Below are 15938 nucleotides of genomic sequence, written 5' to 3'. Positions count from 1 at the left end.
CAGGAAAGTGTTTTTAATTCGCTATACGAATAGAGAGAAATTGAATGACAAATGTATTTGAAAAAATGAAATTTCCTTGCGGTAAAATCATGCCGAATAGATTGGCTTTGGCGCCGTTAACGAATACCCAAAGTAACGTTGATGGATCCTTGTCTGACGAAGAAATTAAGTGGTTGGCAATGCGCGCCGAGGGTGGCTTTGGCATTACCATGACCGCCGCCGCCCATGTTAATAGTAGCGGGCAGGGCTTTCCAGGGCAGCTCGGAATCTTCAATGACAATCATCTCCCTAACTTAAAAAAGCTGGCAAAGAAAATAAAATCTCAGGGTAGCCTTGCTGTAGTGCAGTTACATCATGCGGGGCTGCGTTCGCCCCGTGAGTTAACTGGGGAAGTGCCAGTTGCGCCCTCGCCATCAGAGAAATTTTCAGCTCGCGGTTTAAGTCACGGTGAAGTGAAAAGTCTGATTGAGGATTTTATAAAAGGCGCAGAGCGTGCCAAGGCGGCAGGCTTTGATGGTGTGGAATTACACGCGGCGCACAATTACATTATTTGTCAGTTTTTAAGTTCGGAGTTTAATTATCGTACCGACGAATACGGCGGTACGTTACAAAATAGATCGCGGGTATTGTTTGATATTATTACGGGAATTCGAGAGCGTTGCGGCGCGGATTTTTTACTTGGCGTGCGGCTTACGCCAGAGCGTCACGGAATTGAATTAGAGGAAGCGGTTGCTACGGCCAAAGTATTGTTTGAGAAAAAGGAAATTGATTTTCTCGATATTTCTGCATGGAATGTTTACAAAGAGCCCGTTGATGAAGCCTTACAGGGGCGCAGTTTGCTTTCTTACTTTACCGAGCTTGATCGCGGTGCGATATGTTTGGCCGCGGCGGGAAAAGTGTATACGCCAGAAGATATAAACTACTGCTTAGATGCAGGTTTAGATTTTGTGTTGATGGGGCGTGCGGCGATGCTGCATCACAACTACCCGGCGTTATTGAAATCAGATAACGGCTTTGTCCCAAACCGTATTCCCGTGAGTCGTGAATACCTTTTGGCCGAAGGGTTGAGTGAGAGATTTATCGATTACGTGGGTGGGCAGTGGCCCGATTTTATTGCGTCTTGATAATGAGAAATAAAAACCATGCCGTTTTTGTGTTGCATGGTTGTTATATTTTTTAAGCGGTCAGGGCGCAGCTATTATTTGAAGCGTTTCCAGATTTTATCGGGTAAGTGACCCAATGCTGGGCGAAACAGGCTCCAAGGGAAGCGTGGCACAAACACATCTTTGCGGCGAGCGAGTATGGCTTTGGCCATTTCTTTTGCTGCCTGTTCTGCAGAAATAGCAAAGGGATAGCGATCGATATTTTCCATGATCTCGGTTTTGATAAAACCGGGGCGTATTTGGGTAACGTCAATATTGTTATCTTTATGTTCTATACGCAGTGCGTCTAAATACATAGATATTCCCGCCTTGGAGGCGCAATAGGCCGCTTGGCTAGGAATAGGCTGTAATGATGCCAGAGAAGAAATGCCGACAATTTGGCCGCGGCCTTTTTCTAGAAAGTAACTGACAGCGGCATTGGCGGTGGCCATTGCGCCAATGAGATTGGTACGGATAATTGCAGTTTCGTCAGCTAGCTGGCCATTTCCAACACGGGTAAAATTATTGATGCCCGCATTAATGATTATGCTATCCACCTCCCCCAGTTTTGCACACAAGGCCAGCACGCTTTGTTCAACGATGTCTGTCTCGTCTACATCTACGCGAGCTATGTGTACCTCAACGCCGGTCTGCTCATGCAGTTCACTTTGCAATTGTTCTAGCGCTTCGAGACGTCGGCCGGTTAAACCCAGTCGACAATTGCGGCGGGCAAACTCCCACGCTAGGGCTTTGCCAATTCCCGCGCTGGCGCCGGTAATGATGAGTGTGTGTGGCACTAATTGTCTCCTGTTTTAAATGTCGATGAGGTTTTAGAAGTATCGACGGGCAGTCAGGCCGATGCTGCGCGGCGGTATGGTAAAGGCTTGATAGGAGCCTTCTGTCGCACCTACATTACGATCTACTTGGGTGTGAATATTGGCCGGTGCGGTCTGGGCAATGGCATTTTTATCGCTTATATTTTTACCCCACAGCGCCAAGTCCCATTGGCCATTTTGCCATCCTAGTCGCAGATTGGTGATGCCGTAGGAACTGGTTTCAGCGCGGGGGTCCAGCGAGGCGCTGTTGTTGGCGTCACCGTTATAAAGATAGTCTAAGCGCGTATAGAACTCACCGGAAAGCATTGGGCGGTAATAATTTAGCGCGATGTTTCCCTTAATGCGGGTGGCTGAAGGCAGGTTTTCGCCGCTGAGATCACACTGGTCTAGGTCGTTGTCAGGGGCTCTGCCGTAGTAGCATTGTCCGCCGGTGTATTTATCGTAAATGGTATCGATATAAGCGAGATTGACGTTGGCAATAAGTGATGGGGTGAGAATGAAGGTAGAGTCGATTTCTATCCCACTAACGGTGACTAATTCAGCGTTGTTCACCACAAAAATCAGCCCCGCGTAGCTGGCATTTTGAAAGTCTTCGTACTCAGTATAAAACGCGGCGGCATTTATCCGCGCCCGCTTGTCGAGAAATTCACTTTTTATACCGACCTCGTAATTGGTAACGTTTTCCTCGCCATAGGGGCGGGAATCGTCGGTGGCGGTGCCATTTTGCAGGCTAAAACCGCCGGCTTTGAAACCGGTGGAAAGCGAGCCGTAAATCATACTATCGGCAGTTAAAAAGTAGCTGCTCGAAAAAGCGCCGGTGATCGCTTCGAAATCTAGTGTGCCATCGTAGTTACCGCCGTCAGGGGTGACGCTGCAAAGCAGGTTGGTATTGAGCGGTGGTACGCAGCCCAGCACGGACAGCTGGTTAGATTGTTCTATTTGGCCGTGTTTTTTCTCGTAGGAGTAGCGAAGCCCCAGTGACATCTGCCATTGCTCTGAAAGGGATAGGTCGTATTTGTTAAAGATGCCAAAACTCTCGGTCTGTTGTTTGACGTAGTAGTCGCCGCGATCCCCAGCAACCCCGAGCGCGGGAATAGTAAGTGGTAACAGGTTGATAGGGAGGAAGCCAAGGGATATTTGATAGTCGGCAACCGCATCACCGTAGGCGGCGATGTCCTGTTGAGCAATGAATTCTGGACGCTCGCGGTCGCCGCGAATAAAGGTGTTTTCGTAGTAGAACAGACCGGCTAGCCAATTTAGACGAGCATTGTCATTTGATGCAAAGCGCAGCTCTTGAGAAAAGGAGTGACCGTTCTGTACGTCGAGGAAGTCGGCAACCTGCAAGCTTTGCTGTTCTACATCATTTACACCATTGGCACTTTCATAATCGTCGTAGCTACTAATAGAGGTGAGGCTAAAACTGTCGAGGGAGTATTCGACTTTGAGAATAACGTCATTGCTTTCGCTGGCGAAGGTAGTGTTGTCTCGGTATTCAACTTTTCGATCGCTTGGATCGTTGGCGATACTGGTCTTGCCGCCGGCATTGGCGATAATGGTTTTGGCGGCTTCACTTAAATACACGTCGCCGCTCATGGGATTCAGATCTTTTTCGCTGTAGCCGACAATCAGGCGGGCGCTGAGTTGATCGCTAAAATCGGCTTGCAGCTGTCCGCGAATTGCGCGGCTGTCCTGATTGTCGCTGTCAGCACCTATCGTATTATTTATCCATGCGTCGCGGTGGGTTTCTACCCAGCTCACGCGACCACTTAGCCAGTCTGTTAGTGGGCCGCTGATGGAGGTTTTTAATTGTTGTAGCTGGTCATCACCTAGGCTGGCTTCCACCATGCCTTCCAGTGTGTCGCTGGGGGCTTTGGTGGTGACGCTAATAACCCCAGCGGTGACGTTCTTGCCGTGCAGTGTACTCTGCGGCCCTTTGAGCACTTCTACCGATTGCACATCGGCTAAATCGCCAATACCCATGCCAGAGCGTGAGCGAAAGGCGCCGTCGATGAATAAGCCCGTGGCGGGTTCAAAGGTGGGAATATTGCCCGCGTTGCCGATATTGCGAATACGGAAGGTCGCCGATAGCGGGCTGATATTGGTTAATACAATGAGTGACGGTACTTGCGCGGCAATATCGGCGATATCGTTGAAGCCAATATCGTCGAGCTGGTCGGCGGTGATGGCCGACACCGCGACCGGTACGTCCTGAAGATTTTCGCTGCGCTTCTGGGCCGTAACAATGACCTCTTCGAGCTGGGGTGCCGCGATTGCGCTGCTATTCAGCCCTAGGAGTAGTGCGCTACCAAGCATTGTGGGATTTGTGAAAACGCGGACTTTGCGAAATGACATCATTGTTGAAACCTTTATTCTGGGGAGCGCTTATTGCTTCCCCATTGTTGTTATTTTGGCTCAAACTATCACAGGGTTTACACTGTGTAAATAAAATTGCTAGTATCGCTCAACTAATAAGAAAAAGTGTGGTGTGTCATGGCGGTGCCGACCAAGGCGAGATTCAAGGCCAGAGTGATTCAGCTAGTGGCTGGCGGATATAAATTCGCTCAGCGGCGGCGAGCAGCCCGTGACAATACACCGGATGAGCTGGAGTTTTATTATGCGGCGGGAGACCCGCACTCTCATTTGGCGGCACAGTTGCTGCCGCGCTTGCAGGCGCAGAGCAAGGTAAAGATTCGTGTGCGCTTGGTGTCTCAGCACGAGAGCCCTATTTATCCTGCAATAGACAAGCAGCGTCAGTTTGCGCTGACGGATGTGCCGCGTTTGGCGTCGGCTTATGGGCTTAAAACGGTGGCGATGAATACACTACCGAGCGCCGATCTACTGGCAAGCGGCAGTCGATATTTACATGGAGCCATCTCGTTAGAGGAATTTATACAGCGGGAGTGGGAGGTGTCGGCGGCGCTTTTTTCTGGCCAGAAAACGCAGCCATTTGATGCAGGCAAGTTAGCCACGCCGGTGGACACCGACATTGAAATACAGGCTAACAATACGCGCCGCGAACGCTTAGGTCATTACCTGCCAGCCATGTGGCAGTTTCGCGGTGACTGGTTTTGGGGGGTGGATCGCGCAGAGGCTTTGTGTGCGGCTCTTGGTCGCGCCAAGTTGTATGACGGTGCTCTGCAATTGTCGCGCTCAGCAAATGCAGCCGAGCTTGGCGGGACACCTGCGGTGGATACGCCTTTAGAGTTTTTCTTCAGTTTTCGCAGCCCATATTCCTACCTCGCTGCGGTGCAATTGCAGCAGCGCCTATCGTCCTTGTCGCTTCCGCTAGACGTGCGGCCAGTACTGCCGATGGCGATGCGTGGTTTTAAAATTCCCCTCGCTAAGCGTATGTATATCGTTCATGACACCGCTCGTGAGGCGAAAAATTTAGGGATTCCCTTTGGCTTGATTAGCGACCCCATTGGCGAGGGTGCGCTGCGTTGCTTAAAGGTATTTAGTTTGGCGGATGGCGCGGGGCAGCAACTTGATTTCTTGGTGTCGGCGGGGCGGGGTGCTTGGGCAGAGGCTATCGATTTGTCCACTGATAGGGGTTTGCGTAAAGTCTGCGAGAGGGCAGGAATCAATTGGGCGGCGGCGCAGCGCTGTTTGCAAGAGCCCTTGCCAAACTATGCCCAGACCAATCTCGATGCTTTGCAAGATATGGGATTTTGGGGAGTGCCCAGTTTTCGTTTGGGGGAATTTACCAGCTGGGGTAATGACCGCATGTGGATGCTGGATGAATTGCAGCGGCGAATTGCCGCGAATCAGTGAACGAAGGAACAATAATAATGAAGAAAATCCTGCTCGCAGTGATTGTGGTATTACTCCTCGTGCTAGTTGCTTGGCCCTACCGAGCAGAGTGGCTGCTGCGAACCGTGATTGGGCTCGATAATCTTCGGAATCCGGTATTAGAAAATCAGCCGGTTAATTGGCAACGGGGTGAACACGCCCCCGCCGATAAGCGGCCAAACATCATCCTCATTGTGGCGGATGACCTAGGTTTCAATGATATTAGTTTTCACGGCGGTCAACAGGCCACCTTGCCAACGCCTGCTATTGATTCTTTGGCCCAACAGGGCGTTTCTTTCAGCAGCGCTTACGCGGGCAATGCCGTCTGTGCGCCGTCACGGGCGATGTTGATGACCGGCCGCTATTCAACGCGCTTTGGTTTTGAGTTCACACCGGCACCGCGCAGCTTTGCAAAAATGTTCAATATATTGCCGCAAAACTCTGACGCCGTTCACCAGCCAGAGGTGGATATGGCGGCGGTGGATCGTCTGCCAACGTTTCAGTCTATGGGCATGCCAACCGAAGAAATAACGTTGGCGGAGCAGTTGCAGGCGGCGGGATACCACACCCTGCATATTGGCAAATGGCATTTGGGGCGCGATCAGGGGATGCGTCCTGAGCATCAAGGTTTTGACGAGAGCCTGCTGATGGAGAGCGGCTTGTATTTACCGGTAGACGATCCGCAGGTGGTCAATGCTCGGCAAGATTTCGACCCGCTGGATCAGGCGATATGGCTGAAAATGCGCTATGCCGCCTCCTATAATGGTGGGCCGGCCTTCGCCCCCAAAGGCTATCTTACCGACTACTATACCGACCAAGCTATTAGCGCGATTGAGGCGAATAAGGATAGGCCGTTTTTCCTTTATTTAGCGCATTGGGGAGTGCATTCACCGCTGCAGGCTTTAAAGGCCGATTACGACGCGCTAGCGCATATTCAAGATCACCGTTTGCGGGTATATAGCGCCATGCTGCGCGCATTGGATCGCAGTGTGGATAGGGTGATGCAGGCGCTGGTAGATAACGGTATTGACGACAATACGCTGGTGATTTTTACCAGCGACAACGGCGCGCCGGGGTATCTGGGCTTGCCGGATTTAAACGCACCGTTTCGGGGGTGGAAGCTGAGTTATTTTGAGGGCGGCGTCCGCGTTCCGTTTTATGTACGCTGGCCGCAACAGTTATCGCCGGGCTTGCGGTATGATGCACCGGTTTCGCATTTGGATGTGTTCGCCACTGTCGCTACCGCCGCTAAGGCGGGGCTGCCTGCAGAGCGAGTATTGGACAGCGTGGATCTATTGCCTTATTTGAGCGGGGATAAGCAGGGCCTGCCCCACGAGGCGATTTTCTGGCGGGAGGGCGACTATCAGGGCGTTCGAGCTGGCGACTGGAAGCTGATGCGTTCACCAAATCCGAATAAAATCTGGTTGTACAACCTCAAGGACGATCCCTTGGAGATACATAATCTGGCGGCGGATAAACCGGATGTGGTGGCGCGTATGACGGCGCAACTGGCTGAGCATAATAGCCAGCAGCAGGACTCGCGCTGGCCATCGGTTGTCAGCCTGCCGGTGTTGATAGATAAGACGATGGCTGAGCCAGCAACAACGGATGACGAATATATTTACTGGCCAAATTGACAGGACACCACGCTGATATGGCGGAGAAAAAAACGGCAAAGCGCAATTACCTAAATCGGCAGCAGCGCAGGCAGCAACTCTTAGAGGCGGCGGCGACGATTGTAGACGAGCAGGGTTGGCCGGGGCTGACCATGATTTCGCTTGCCGAGCGGGCGGAGGTGAGTCGGCAATTGGTGTATCAGCATTTTCCGGCAATAGATGAATTACTGCTAGAAACCATCAAGCATTTGTTTGGCAGTCTTTATCAAGACTCGCAGGCGGATTTTAATCAGCAGCCAAATAATATTGAGCAGGCTGTGCAGGCTCAGCACCGACACTATCACGAAGACCTGTCCGCTGGCCGCGTGCGCGCCCTGTGGACGATTTTGTTTACCCCTTATAACGCCGATGAACCCATTGCCAAAGCAGCGAGAATGATTCGTCGCATTAGCGCCGATGTGCCGGCGGCGGCGATACCGGGCTTGGTCGGTGAGGGTTTGGCGGACAGTCAGCGGCGACATATCGGTTTTATGATCGACATGTTGTTTTGGGGCAGCTACAGCCTAGTGAGCGACGGTGAGATGGATAAAGATAGCGCGCTTGAATTGCTGTTGTGGATGTTGAAACGGTTCAAATCTGGCGACAAGGCGGGTTTGCCCCCTGTGAGCAATAAACCCGCCTCCTAGTGTTTGCCTTTATTTTTTTGCCACCCAGCGAATAGCTGTGCCGGCTTTTTCTAAGTGCCACTCTGGGTCGGTTTTCAACAGCGGCAGGAAGCCAGTGTCGGCAAGCAGAGTGTCGGCGCGCTGTTGGTCTTCAAGTGATAATTCTCGGTAAGCATTCATCACCCGTTGTAATTTCCAAGCTACATAAGGTGAGCTGGCAGACGAGACTTCTACCCCTTCGATCATAACGGAAAGTGGACCGAAGGAGGGTGGCAGTGTATCGCTGTCGGCGCTGCTAATACCTTTCGCCACGGCATGCCACACAGCTTGCGCCATTGCTGCAAAGGGGGTGGCGAGTTGGGCGAGAAATTCCGCTAGCTGTGGGTCATTGTCCAGCTGGCCATCGCTGGCTTCACCCGCAGCGGCATGCATGCGCATCATCCACATCGACAGCTTGGTACAGTGGCGACGGAGGTATTCGCCGGCGTCGCAGGGGTCCATATAAATGTGACCAAACAGGCCATTCATCAGTGCCACATCTGCTAGAGAAGGCCGCTTGCCGAGCAGAAAGCGTTGCTGGTTTAAGCGTTGTTCGATGGCATCTAAAATGCGGTGGGTAAGTTGTCGACTCAGCGCTTGTACGTCTTCTCGATCTTGGCCCAGCTTGCGCACCTTAGCCTGTATACCCTCGGCGACTATATCGGATATTCCCGCAGACTGTTCTCGCAGAGCGGGGTCGTCAAGGTCGGTATGTAAAACCGTTTGGAACATGCCCAGCGCCCACTGGCGAGTGTCTTCGGGAATCCAGCGGTAGTAAATAAGTGGTGCGATAAAAAACTCATCGCATAGGGTTTCTAGCAACAGGCAAGCTAGTTTTAGCACGGGGTCTTCGGGGGAAAGCGGTCGCTCTGGGTGGCGTTTCTCCAATGCCTCGACGATGTCGCAGCTGTCGTTCAGCAGGTCGCCGTCGGGGCATAACACCACCGGGAATTTAGCTTCGCCGGTGCGGGGCAATACATCCTGAAAGAGCGCCTGAAAATTGCTGGCCCGCTCGGTGTAGGGCAGGCGTTTGTATTGCAAGCAGGCGCGTACTTTGGCGGAGTAGTAGGAGTACTGTGTAGCGATCAGAATATAGTCTTGTTGGTGATTCATAGTCGTGTCCGAAGCTCGTGAATTAGGGTTACAGCAAGGTGTCGGTGTGAATATCACTGCTGTTGACAGGCAGGCTGAAAAAGTCGCCATCGCGGGTGATGCTAATCGGGCCTTTGTAATGCTTGGCGCTACCCTGAATAAACAGCTTTTCTAGGTAGCGTAAAGGGAGGCCGGGAACAATGTGGTTCAGTGCTAGGTACTTGACCCCTGCGGCCTGAGCAATGTCAGCGGCTTGCTGGGGCGTGGTGTGGTAGTTGAGAATATCCTCTGAAATTTGTGCCATGTGTTTAGCGCCGACTTCCTTTGCAGCCGCTTGCATGAGGTTTACCAATTGCGGTGATAGCGCTTCGTGAAGTAGTAAATCTGCTCCCGCTGCCATCGCTTCAACATTGGCACTTTTACTTGTGTCGCCAGAAATCACCACGCTGCGCCCCTTGTAGTCAAAACGGTAGCCAACGGCGTTGGGGATGGGGTAATGGTCGACGGTAAACGCGGTAATACGCAGTCCCGCATCTTCAATAATCACAGCGCTGTCCATGCTGCCCATTTCCGCAAAAGTGTGGGCTTTTAGACCGGCGCCTGAGGGTATGACGGTATGGGCGCCGTGGTGGTCAATGCGGTATTGCGTGTCTTGGGTGTAGGCCAGATTAAAGCCGTCAACAACGTGTTTAACACCTGTTGGCCCGTAGACGTTTAGCGGTTCATCGCGATGGCCGCCAGCCCAACGTTGCACCGAGAGTTCGCCTAATGCGTCAATATGGTCGGAGTGGAAGTGGGTGAGCAATACCGCTTTGGTGTGACCAGCAGAGAGTCCGGCGGGACCGATATTGCGAATGCTGCCGCTGCCGGCATCGACAATATACAGATTGTTGCCGGCGATCACAGCGGTGCAAGGGCCGGCGCGATGAGGGTCGGGGATGGGTGAGCCAGCGCCGCATATGTAGACATGCAAGCCGTCAGGAAGCTCATCCATAAAACGGTTGCTGAGGGTGTTTTCCACTTGTCGCTGCATCAATTTCAGCACAAGCTGGTCGCCGAACTTCCAGAAAAAGCCTGCACCGGCGATGATCAACAATAGCAATACAATGCTGAATTTCGAACGTGTTGTCATTGCGTTATTCTCGTTGTTATGACTGGACAGTTTGCGTCATTCTGCATTAAAGTTTACATCGTGTAAATAAATGGCCGAATGCGCTTAGCGTAGCTGAGTGCGGCGCGCTTTAGTGTTCAGGCGCCGTAGGCCAACAATAAAAATAATGATAAGAGGATGTGCCCAGTGTTGAGGCGAAATCTTTGCTGCTTGTTACTAATATTGATGCCTTCCGTCTCAGAAGCGGCAACTCCCAATATTGTTTTGATTCTGGCCGACGACCTTGGTTTTACGGATATTCAGCCCTTTGCCAGTGAAATTTCTACACCGAGTTTGGCGGCGCTGGCGGAGAATGGCATACGCTTTACTAATCACCATGTCGCCGCTAGTTGTGCGCCGACGCGGGCGATGCTGTTGACCGGTGTGGACAGTCATTTAAATGGCGTGCCGAATATTCCAGAGGCGATGCCGCCAAGTCAGTTGGGTCGTAATGGCTACGACGGGGTGCTGTCTCACCAAGTGCAGACCGTGGCGACGCTGCTGCGTGATCGCGGTTATCACACCTATGTGTCGGGGAAATGGCATCTGGGTAAAGACCCTAGTCGCCTGCCGAATCAACGCGGCTTTGAGCGCAGCGTTATTTTGGCGGAAAGCGGGGCGGACAACTGGTCCCAGCGCCCTTATTTACCGATGTACCGCGCTGCAAACTGGTACAAAGATGATCAGCCCCACCAGTTGCCGGAGAATTTCTATTCATCGGAATATATCGTCGATCAAGCCATTGCACAGATCGACAGTCAGCATGGTGACGGCCAACCGTTTTTCTCCTACCTCGCTTTTCAGGCGGTGCATATTCCCGTGCAGGCGCCGGCGGAGTACCGCGCGATGTATGAAGCACAGTATCAGCAAGGTTGGTCGGCGCTGCGGCAACAGCGTTATAGGGCTGCAGTGGCGGCTGGGCTGGTGTCGTCGTCAGCTACTTTGCTTGAGATGGATAGCACCGCCGATTGGGGCGCGCTCACCGAAGTTGAGCAGCGCGATTGGGCGAGACGTATGGCGGTCTATGCGGGCATGGTTCAGGCGATGGATCATCATATTGGCCGTCTTGTTGCGCACCTGAAATCCATAGGGGAATACGATAATACGGTGTTTGTTTTTATGTCGGACAACGGCCCTGAGCCGGCAGATCCGGTTGGCCAGTTTGGCTTGCCCTTTTTCTTGTGGATGAAGGCGATGGGCTACAACACGGATTACGAAACGTTGGGCGAACCCGACAGCTATGTGGTGATCGGTCCGAGTTTTGCGAGTGCGGCAGCTTCGCCGCTGTCGTACTACAAATACTATGCTGGGGAGGGCGGCCTGCGGGTGCCAATGATTATCGCCGGTGCGGGGGTGGAGCCAAGAGGGCAGCTATCATCCGCGCTAACCCATGTCACCGATATTGTGCCGACCTTGCTCGAACTAAGCGGCGCTTCTATGCCGAGAGCGCAGTATCGTCAGCCAACAGGCAAAAGTTTGCTGCCTCTGCTGCTTGGGCAAGATGATAGAGTAAGGTGGGAGCATGACACCCTTGGTTATGAATTGGGCGGTAATGCGGCCTTGTTCAAGGGGGATTACAAACTCGTAAAAAACTTGCCCCCCGCCAGTGACGGTCATTGGCATTTATATAATATTGTTGATGATCCTGGAGAGAGCCGCGATCTGGCTGCGAGCATGCCAGAGCGGTTTGCAGAAATGCAGGCTGACTATGAGGAGTATGCGCGGCGCAACGGTGTGCTACCCGTACCAGATGGTTATGATCAGCTTCAACAAGTGAGTTGGAATTCGATTATGGCAAGAAAAAGGGAATGGATTTCTGCACTACTGATTATAGCCGTGCTGATGTATGTCGGTATTCGCCGGCGACGTAACAAAAATAGAGGCTAGCTGGCTTTGCTATACCGTATGGCCGCGTGGGCGGTATTCATCAGCTTGTACTGCTGCATTGCGTGGGCGGAGACATCACCTGCACCTGCTGTAGCCAATCAGCCTGAGAGTTGTGCTGCTTGTCATCAGTCCGAGTTTAAACAATGGCAGGCATCACAACATGCCGCCGCTATGCAGGTAGCTAGTGAGCAGACGGTACTTGGTGCCTTCGACGGTCAGTCACTGGAGCATCAAGGCTTACGTTATCGGTTTTTGAAGGATGGTGGCCGCTTCTGGATTACCCTAAATGAGCCTGAACAGGCGTTGCGTCGGCTGGAAGCGCGGTACACGTTTGGTGTCTATCCGCTGCAACAATATTTGGTTGCGATGTCGGGTGGGCGCATGCAAGCGCTGCCCATTGCCTGGGACAGTCGCAGTAAGGCAGAGGGCGGTCAGCGCTGGTACGGGCTGGACTCTGATCTGGGCTGGGATCATTACGCGTTTACCTGGAATACCAGTTGTGCGGAATGCCATTCTACCGGTTTGGAAAAGGGCTATAGTCCTGAGCAGAATCGCTTTGATACTCACTGGCAATTTATTAATGTCAGTTGCCAAGCTTGCCATGGCGATGCGAGCGGTCACGGTCAGTGGCTGAAGGGTAAGCAGCCTTCCTCGATCGCCCATGGCGGATTTTCCGCCACGTTGGCTGAGCGGGGCACTTGGCATTTTTCTGAAGGTGCCACTATTGCCCAGCGTCGTGATCGCCCCTTTGGGCGCCAGCTTTCGGCTTGTGGTCAGTGTCACAGTCTAGGCACCCGTATTGATAACTGGCAATTGGATTCACAGTTGGCAGACCACCTAAGCTTGATGTTGCCTAATACGCCTCTTTACCATCTTGATGGCCAGATCGATGCTGAAGTGTTTGTTGTCGGTTCTTTTATGCAAAGCAAAATGCATGACGCTGGCGTGGTGTGTAGTGATTGTCACAATCCCCATTCGCTTGCACTTAAGGTTGAAGGTAATGCCCTTTGCGCTCAGTGCCACTTACCGAGTAATTACAACCAACGACAGCATCATGGCCACGCTGAAAATAGCAGTGGCGCGCAGTGTGTGAACTGCCATATGCCGTCCAAGCTTTATATGGGCGTGGACGCACGGCGTGACCATCGTTTTGGAATTCCCAGTCATGCGTTAAGTGAGGCGATAAGTGTGCCCAATGTTTGTAGTCAGTGCCATGAGGACAAAGGCGCGGACTGGTTGCGCGCGCAAACTCTGGGTAGTAATCCTGATGTGAATGATGTGGCAATGTGGCTGAGCGAGTTAGATCGCGGTGCACTGGCAAGCTTACCCAAGCTATTGGAGTACGTCACGGATCCGCAGGGTTTGACGTTTCGGCAGGCGAGTGTGATGGCGGGGGTGGGGGCACGAATAGATGATCCAGCCCTCAGCGAGTTGGCTCGACAACAAATGCAACGTGGTGATCCGGCTCTGCAAGGGGCGGCGGTGGAGATTCTGGAGCGGCTACCGCTCGAAGAGCGCTTGCCAATCTTGTTGCCTTATCTTGATAGCCAGAGCAAGTCTGTGAGAATCGCCGTTACTCGAGCACTGGCCGAGGCATTGTCTAGCGGTAGTCTGAAGGGGGAGCCTCGTAAGCGTCTGTCTCTGTATGTAGACGAGTACCGGCAGTCACTGCTGCGTAATGCCGACCACCCTGCGTCGCAGATGGCGCTGGGGAATTTGTCACTGTCACTGGGTAAAATTGAACTTGCAGAACAGGCCTATCGACAGGCGCTGCGTATAGATGCCACTTATGCGCCAGCGTCCATAAATCTTGCCGATCTGCATCGGCAGCGCGGCGACGAAGGGCAGGCACAAACTGTGCTGCTATCGGCGCGGACGCTAAATGATGATGCTGCTATTTCCTATGCTTTGAGTATGAGCTACTTTCGACAGCGCAAGCTGGACGATGGATTGAAAGCCATCATTCATGCTGTGGAGCTGGCTCCGATGAACAGTAATTACGCTTATGCCCAAGCCGTGGCGCTGGAACAATCTGGCCAGCCTCAGGCGGCGATTGCCGCCCTTGAACACGCCTTGCAGCGCCAAGGTTCGCGCCGCGAATTGTTAGAGCTACTAAGTTTGTATGCGGTGAATTATCAATCGCCGAGACAGGCTTTACCCTATGTTCTGCGCTGGCGAAAACTGGTGCCGAATAACCCTCGGGCGGCGGCGATTGAGCAGCGCTTACGATGGCAGCTCGGTCAGACCGCCCAATAAAAAATGCTATTAAAATAGGATAATAATGATGACGAAATTATTGAATGTGCTGCTGTGGGTGTTAGGGCTATTATTCATAATCTTGGGTTTACGCTGGTTAATTGATCCGCAGGCAGCCGCCGCGACCTTGGGAATGGCTTTGTCTGACGGTGTTGGGCGCAGCTCGCAAATTGGCGACTTTGGCGCTTTCTTTTTTACCGGCGGGCTTTGGGTGTTATTTGGTGTTTGGCATAAAGCGCCAATTTTTCTGTATGTTTCGGCTACCACTTTGGGTGTTGCAGCGCTGTTCCGGTTGATTGCGTGGGCGGTGCAGGGCGCGGCGCTGACCGTGGATATGATTGCGGTGGAAGTCGTCATTGCAGTTATTTTATTGGTAGCGGCAAAGCAATTTGAGCGCTCGGCCGAGTAGTTAGCGCTGTCGTGTTTTTCTTAACGGTATAGATTGTCGTGCATGGTAAGCTAGTGGTGGATTTGCCGTCACTATTCTTGAATATCTAAGAACTTATTCCATGCACGATTTTTTACAATCACTCGCCTTTTCATTTTCGATCACCGGCCCCATTTTTGTGGTGCTGGCCCTAGGCGTTTACCTGCGGCGTGTTGGTCTGATTAACGACAACTTTATCGACGTCGGTTCTAAGCTGGTTTTCAACGTTACCTTACCCGCGCTGCTGTTTTTAAATATTAGTCAGACTCATATTGCTGACTCTGCAAATATTTCTCTGGTCGTGTTGGGCTTGGTTGGCACACTGATCGCTTATTTAATGTTGGAATTATTGGCGGCGGCCATGGTGCCAAAGCGTGAAGATCGCGGCGTGGTGGTGCAGGGTGGTTTTCGCTCTAATATGGGAATCATCGGGCTAGCCTATTGCGTAAACGCGTTTGGTGACGCGGGGCTGGTGGCGGCGTCTTTGTATTTGGGTTTGGTTACAATTTTATTTAATATTTTGGCGGTTATTACCCTTAATCGGTCTTTGAATCACCGTGGCGGTGTCGCTTCAACGCTGAAAGGTATTGCTCGTAACCCCTTAATTATAAGTATTGTTGCAGCTTTATTTGTTGCGGGCTTAGAGTGGGAGCTTCCTGAGCTATTGGTTCAGAGCGGTGGCTATTTCTCGCAAATGACTCTGCCCTTGGCATTAATATGCACGGGGGCGAGTTTGGATTTTAGAGCCTTGCGAGCGGATTTTCGCAGCGCAATGATTAGTGCGGTCTGTAAATTAATGATCGTGCCTTTGCTGCTAATTGCAGCCGGTATCTCAGTTGGGTTTAGGGGCTTGGAATTAGGGGTGTTGGCTTTGATGTCATCGGCACCTTCCGCCGCAGCGAGCTATATTATGGTGCGAGCAATGGGCGGTAATTCGGCCTTAGCGGCAAATATTATTGTGCTGACGACGATAGGTTCGCTGTTTACAACGAGCGTATTGATGATGGTACTGCATGGTTTTGCATTGCTGTAGTGCAGC

The 15938-nt window shown here is 52.2% G+C and carries 12 protein-coding genes; 8 read left to right on the top strand and 4 right to left on the bottom strand.

Annotation, left to right across the window (positions count from 1 at the left end; genetic code table 11):
- Nucleotides 1-44: 44 nt before the first annotated feature.
- On the top strand, nt 45-1124 hold the full coding sequence (locus tag GVJ32_RS17940; RefSeq protein WP_159241458.1) for an NADH:flavin oxidoreductase: 1080 nt from the start codon (nt 45-47) through the stop codon (nt 1122-1124).
- A 74-nt stretch (nt 1125-1198) separates the two neighbouring features.
- Here GVJ32_RS17940 and GVJ32_RS17935 read toward each other — a convergent pair whose 3' ends face one another.
- Together GVJ32_RS17935 and GVJ32_RS17930 are read right to left on the bottom strand one after the other, a co-directional pair.
- Nucleotides 1199-1939, bottom strand: a complete 741-nt coding sequence (locus tag GVJ32_RS17935; protein WP_159241457.1) for an SDR family NAD(P)-dependent oxidoreductase — start codon at nt 1937-1939, stop codon at nt 1199-1201.
- Nucleotides 1940-1972: 33 nt separating this feature from the next.
- The gene (locus GVJ32_RS17930; protein WP_159241456.1) at nt 1973-4333 is read right to left on the bottom strand and encodes a TonB-dependent receptor; all 2361 of its coding nucleotides are present in this window, start codon (nt 4331-4333) and stop codon (nt 1973-1975) included.
- 135 nt (nt 4334-4468) lie between these two features.
- On the opposite strand from GVJ32_RS17930, the gene GVJ32_RS17925 reads away from it, so the two are divergent.
- Genes GVJ32_RS17925 through GVJ32_RS17915 form a run of 3 tightly spaced genes read left to right on the top strand, consistent with a single transcriptional unit; the run spans nt 4469 to nt 8069 of the window.
- Complete coding sequence (locus GVJ32_RS17925) at nt 4469-5749, top strand: DsbA family protein (protein WP_159241455.1); 1281 nt, start codon at nt 4469-4471, stop codon at nt 5747-5749.
- Nucleotides 5750-5766: 17 nt separating this feature from the next.
- Nucleotides 5767-7404: a sulfatase-like hydrolase/transferase gene (locus GVJ32_RS17920; RefSeq protein ID WP_159241454.1), complete on the top strand. Its 1638-nt coding sequence runs from the start codon at nt 5767-5769 to the stop codon at nt 7402-7404.
- A 17-nt stretch (nt 7405-7421) separates the two neighbouring features.
- On the top strand, nt 7422-8069 hold the full coding sequence (locus tag GVJ32_RS17915; protein WP_159241453.1) for a TetR/AcrR family transcriptional regulator: 648 nt from the start codon (nt 7422-7424) through the stop codon (nt 8067-8069).
- A 9-nt stretch (nt 8070-8078) separates the two neighbouring features.
- On the opposite strand, the gene GVJ32_RS17910 is transcribed toward GVJ32_RS17915, so the two are convergent.
- Nucleotides 8079-9200 (bottom strand): glutathione S-transferase family protein, encoded by a 1122-nt coding sequence (locus GVJ32_RS17910; RefSeq protein ID WP_159241452.1) that lies wholly within the window; start codon nt 9198-9200, stop codon nt 8079-8081.
- 28 nt (nt 9201-9228) lie between these two features.
- Complete coding sequence (locus GVJ32_RS17905; RefSeq protein WP_159241451.1) at nt 9229-10311, bottom strand: MBL fold metallo-hydrolase; 1083 nt, start codon at nt 10309-10311, stop codon at nt 9229-9231.
- A gap of 165 nt (nt 10312-10476) precedes the next feature.
- Between GVJ32_RS17905 and GVJ32_RS17900 the strand changes: the two genes are divergently transcribed.
- The 4 genes from GVJ32_RS17900 (at nt 10477) to GVJ32_RS17885 (ending at nt 15932) form a co-directional block, all read left to right on the top strand.
- Complete coding sequence (locus GVJ32_RS17900) at nt 10477-12216, top strand: arylsulfatase (RefSeq protein WP_235035194.1); 1740 nt, start codon at nt 10477-10479, stop codon at nt 12214-12216.
- A gap of 6 nt (nt 12217-12222) precedes the next feature.
- Nucleotides 12223-14472, top strand: coding sequence for a multiheme c-type cytochrome (locus GVJ32_RS17895; protein WP_159241449.1), 2250 nt, complete (start codon nt 12223-12225; stop codon nt 14470-14472).
- A gap of 28 nt (nt 14473-14500) precedes the next feature.
- Nucleotides 14501-14881, top strand: a complete 381-nt coding sequence (locus GVJ32_RS17890; protein ID WP_159241448.1) for a hypothetical protein — start codon at nt 14501-14503, stop codon at nt 14879-14881.
- 100 nt (nt 14882-14981) lie between these two features.
- Nucleotides 14982-15932 carry an AEC family transporter gene (locus GVJ32_RS17885; RefSeq protein ID WP_159241447.1) on the top strand — a complete coding sequence of 317 codons (951 nt, stop codon included), beginning with the start codon at nt 14982-14984 and terminating at the stop codon, nt 15930-15932.
- Nucleotides 15933-15938: the final 6 nt, after the last annotated feature.

The sequence above is a fragment of the Zhongshania aliphaticivorans genome (genome assembly GCF_902705855.1).
GTDB lineage: Bacteria > Pseudomonadota > Gammaproteobacteria > Pseudomonadales > Spongiibacteraceae > Spongiibacter > Spongiibacter aliphaticivorans_B.
Note: the sequence above shows the minus strand (reverse complement) of the source record. Positions and strands in the feature narration are given on the sequence as shown.

Bases quoted from the DNA above. Each gene is read 5' to 3' on its own strand.
- GVJ32_RS17940 (WP_159241458.1), top strand. From the start codon at position 45: ATGACAAATGTATTTGAAAAAATGAAATTTCCTTGCGGTAAAATCATG.
- GVJ32_RS17930 (WP_159241456.1), bottom strand. From the start codon at position 4,333: ATGATGTCATTTCGCAAAGTCCGCGTTTTCACAAATCCCACAATGCTT.
- GVJ32_RS17925 (WP_159241455.1), top strand. From the start codon at position 4,469: ATGGCGGTGCCGACCAAGGCGAGATTCAAGGCCAGAGTGATTCAGCTA.
- GVJ32_RS17920 (WP_159241454.1), top strand. From the start codon at position 5,767: ATGAAGAAAATCCTGCTCGCAGTGATTGTGGTATTACTCCTCGTGCTA.
- GVJ32_RS17915 (WP_159241453.1), top strand. From the start codon at position 7,422: ATGGCGGAGAAAAAAACGGCAAAGCGCAATTACCTAAATCGGCAGCAG.
- GVJ32_RS17910 (WP_159241452.1), bottom strand. From the start codon at position 9,200: ATGAATCACCAACAAGACTATATTCTGATCGCTACACAGTACTCCTAC.
- GVJ32_RS17905 (WP_159241451.1), bottom strand. From the start codon at position 10,311: ATGACAACACGTTCGAAATTCAGCATTGTATTGCTATTGTTGATCATC.
- GVJ32_RS17890 (WP_159241448.1), top strand. From the start codon at position 14,501: ATGACGAAATTATTGAATGTGCTGCTGTGGGTGTTAGGGCTATTATTC.
- GVJ32_RS17885 (WP_159241447.1), top strand. From the start codon at position 14,982: ATGCACGATTTTTTACAATCACTCGCCTTTTCATTTTCGATCACCGGC.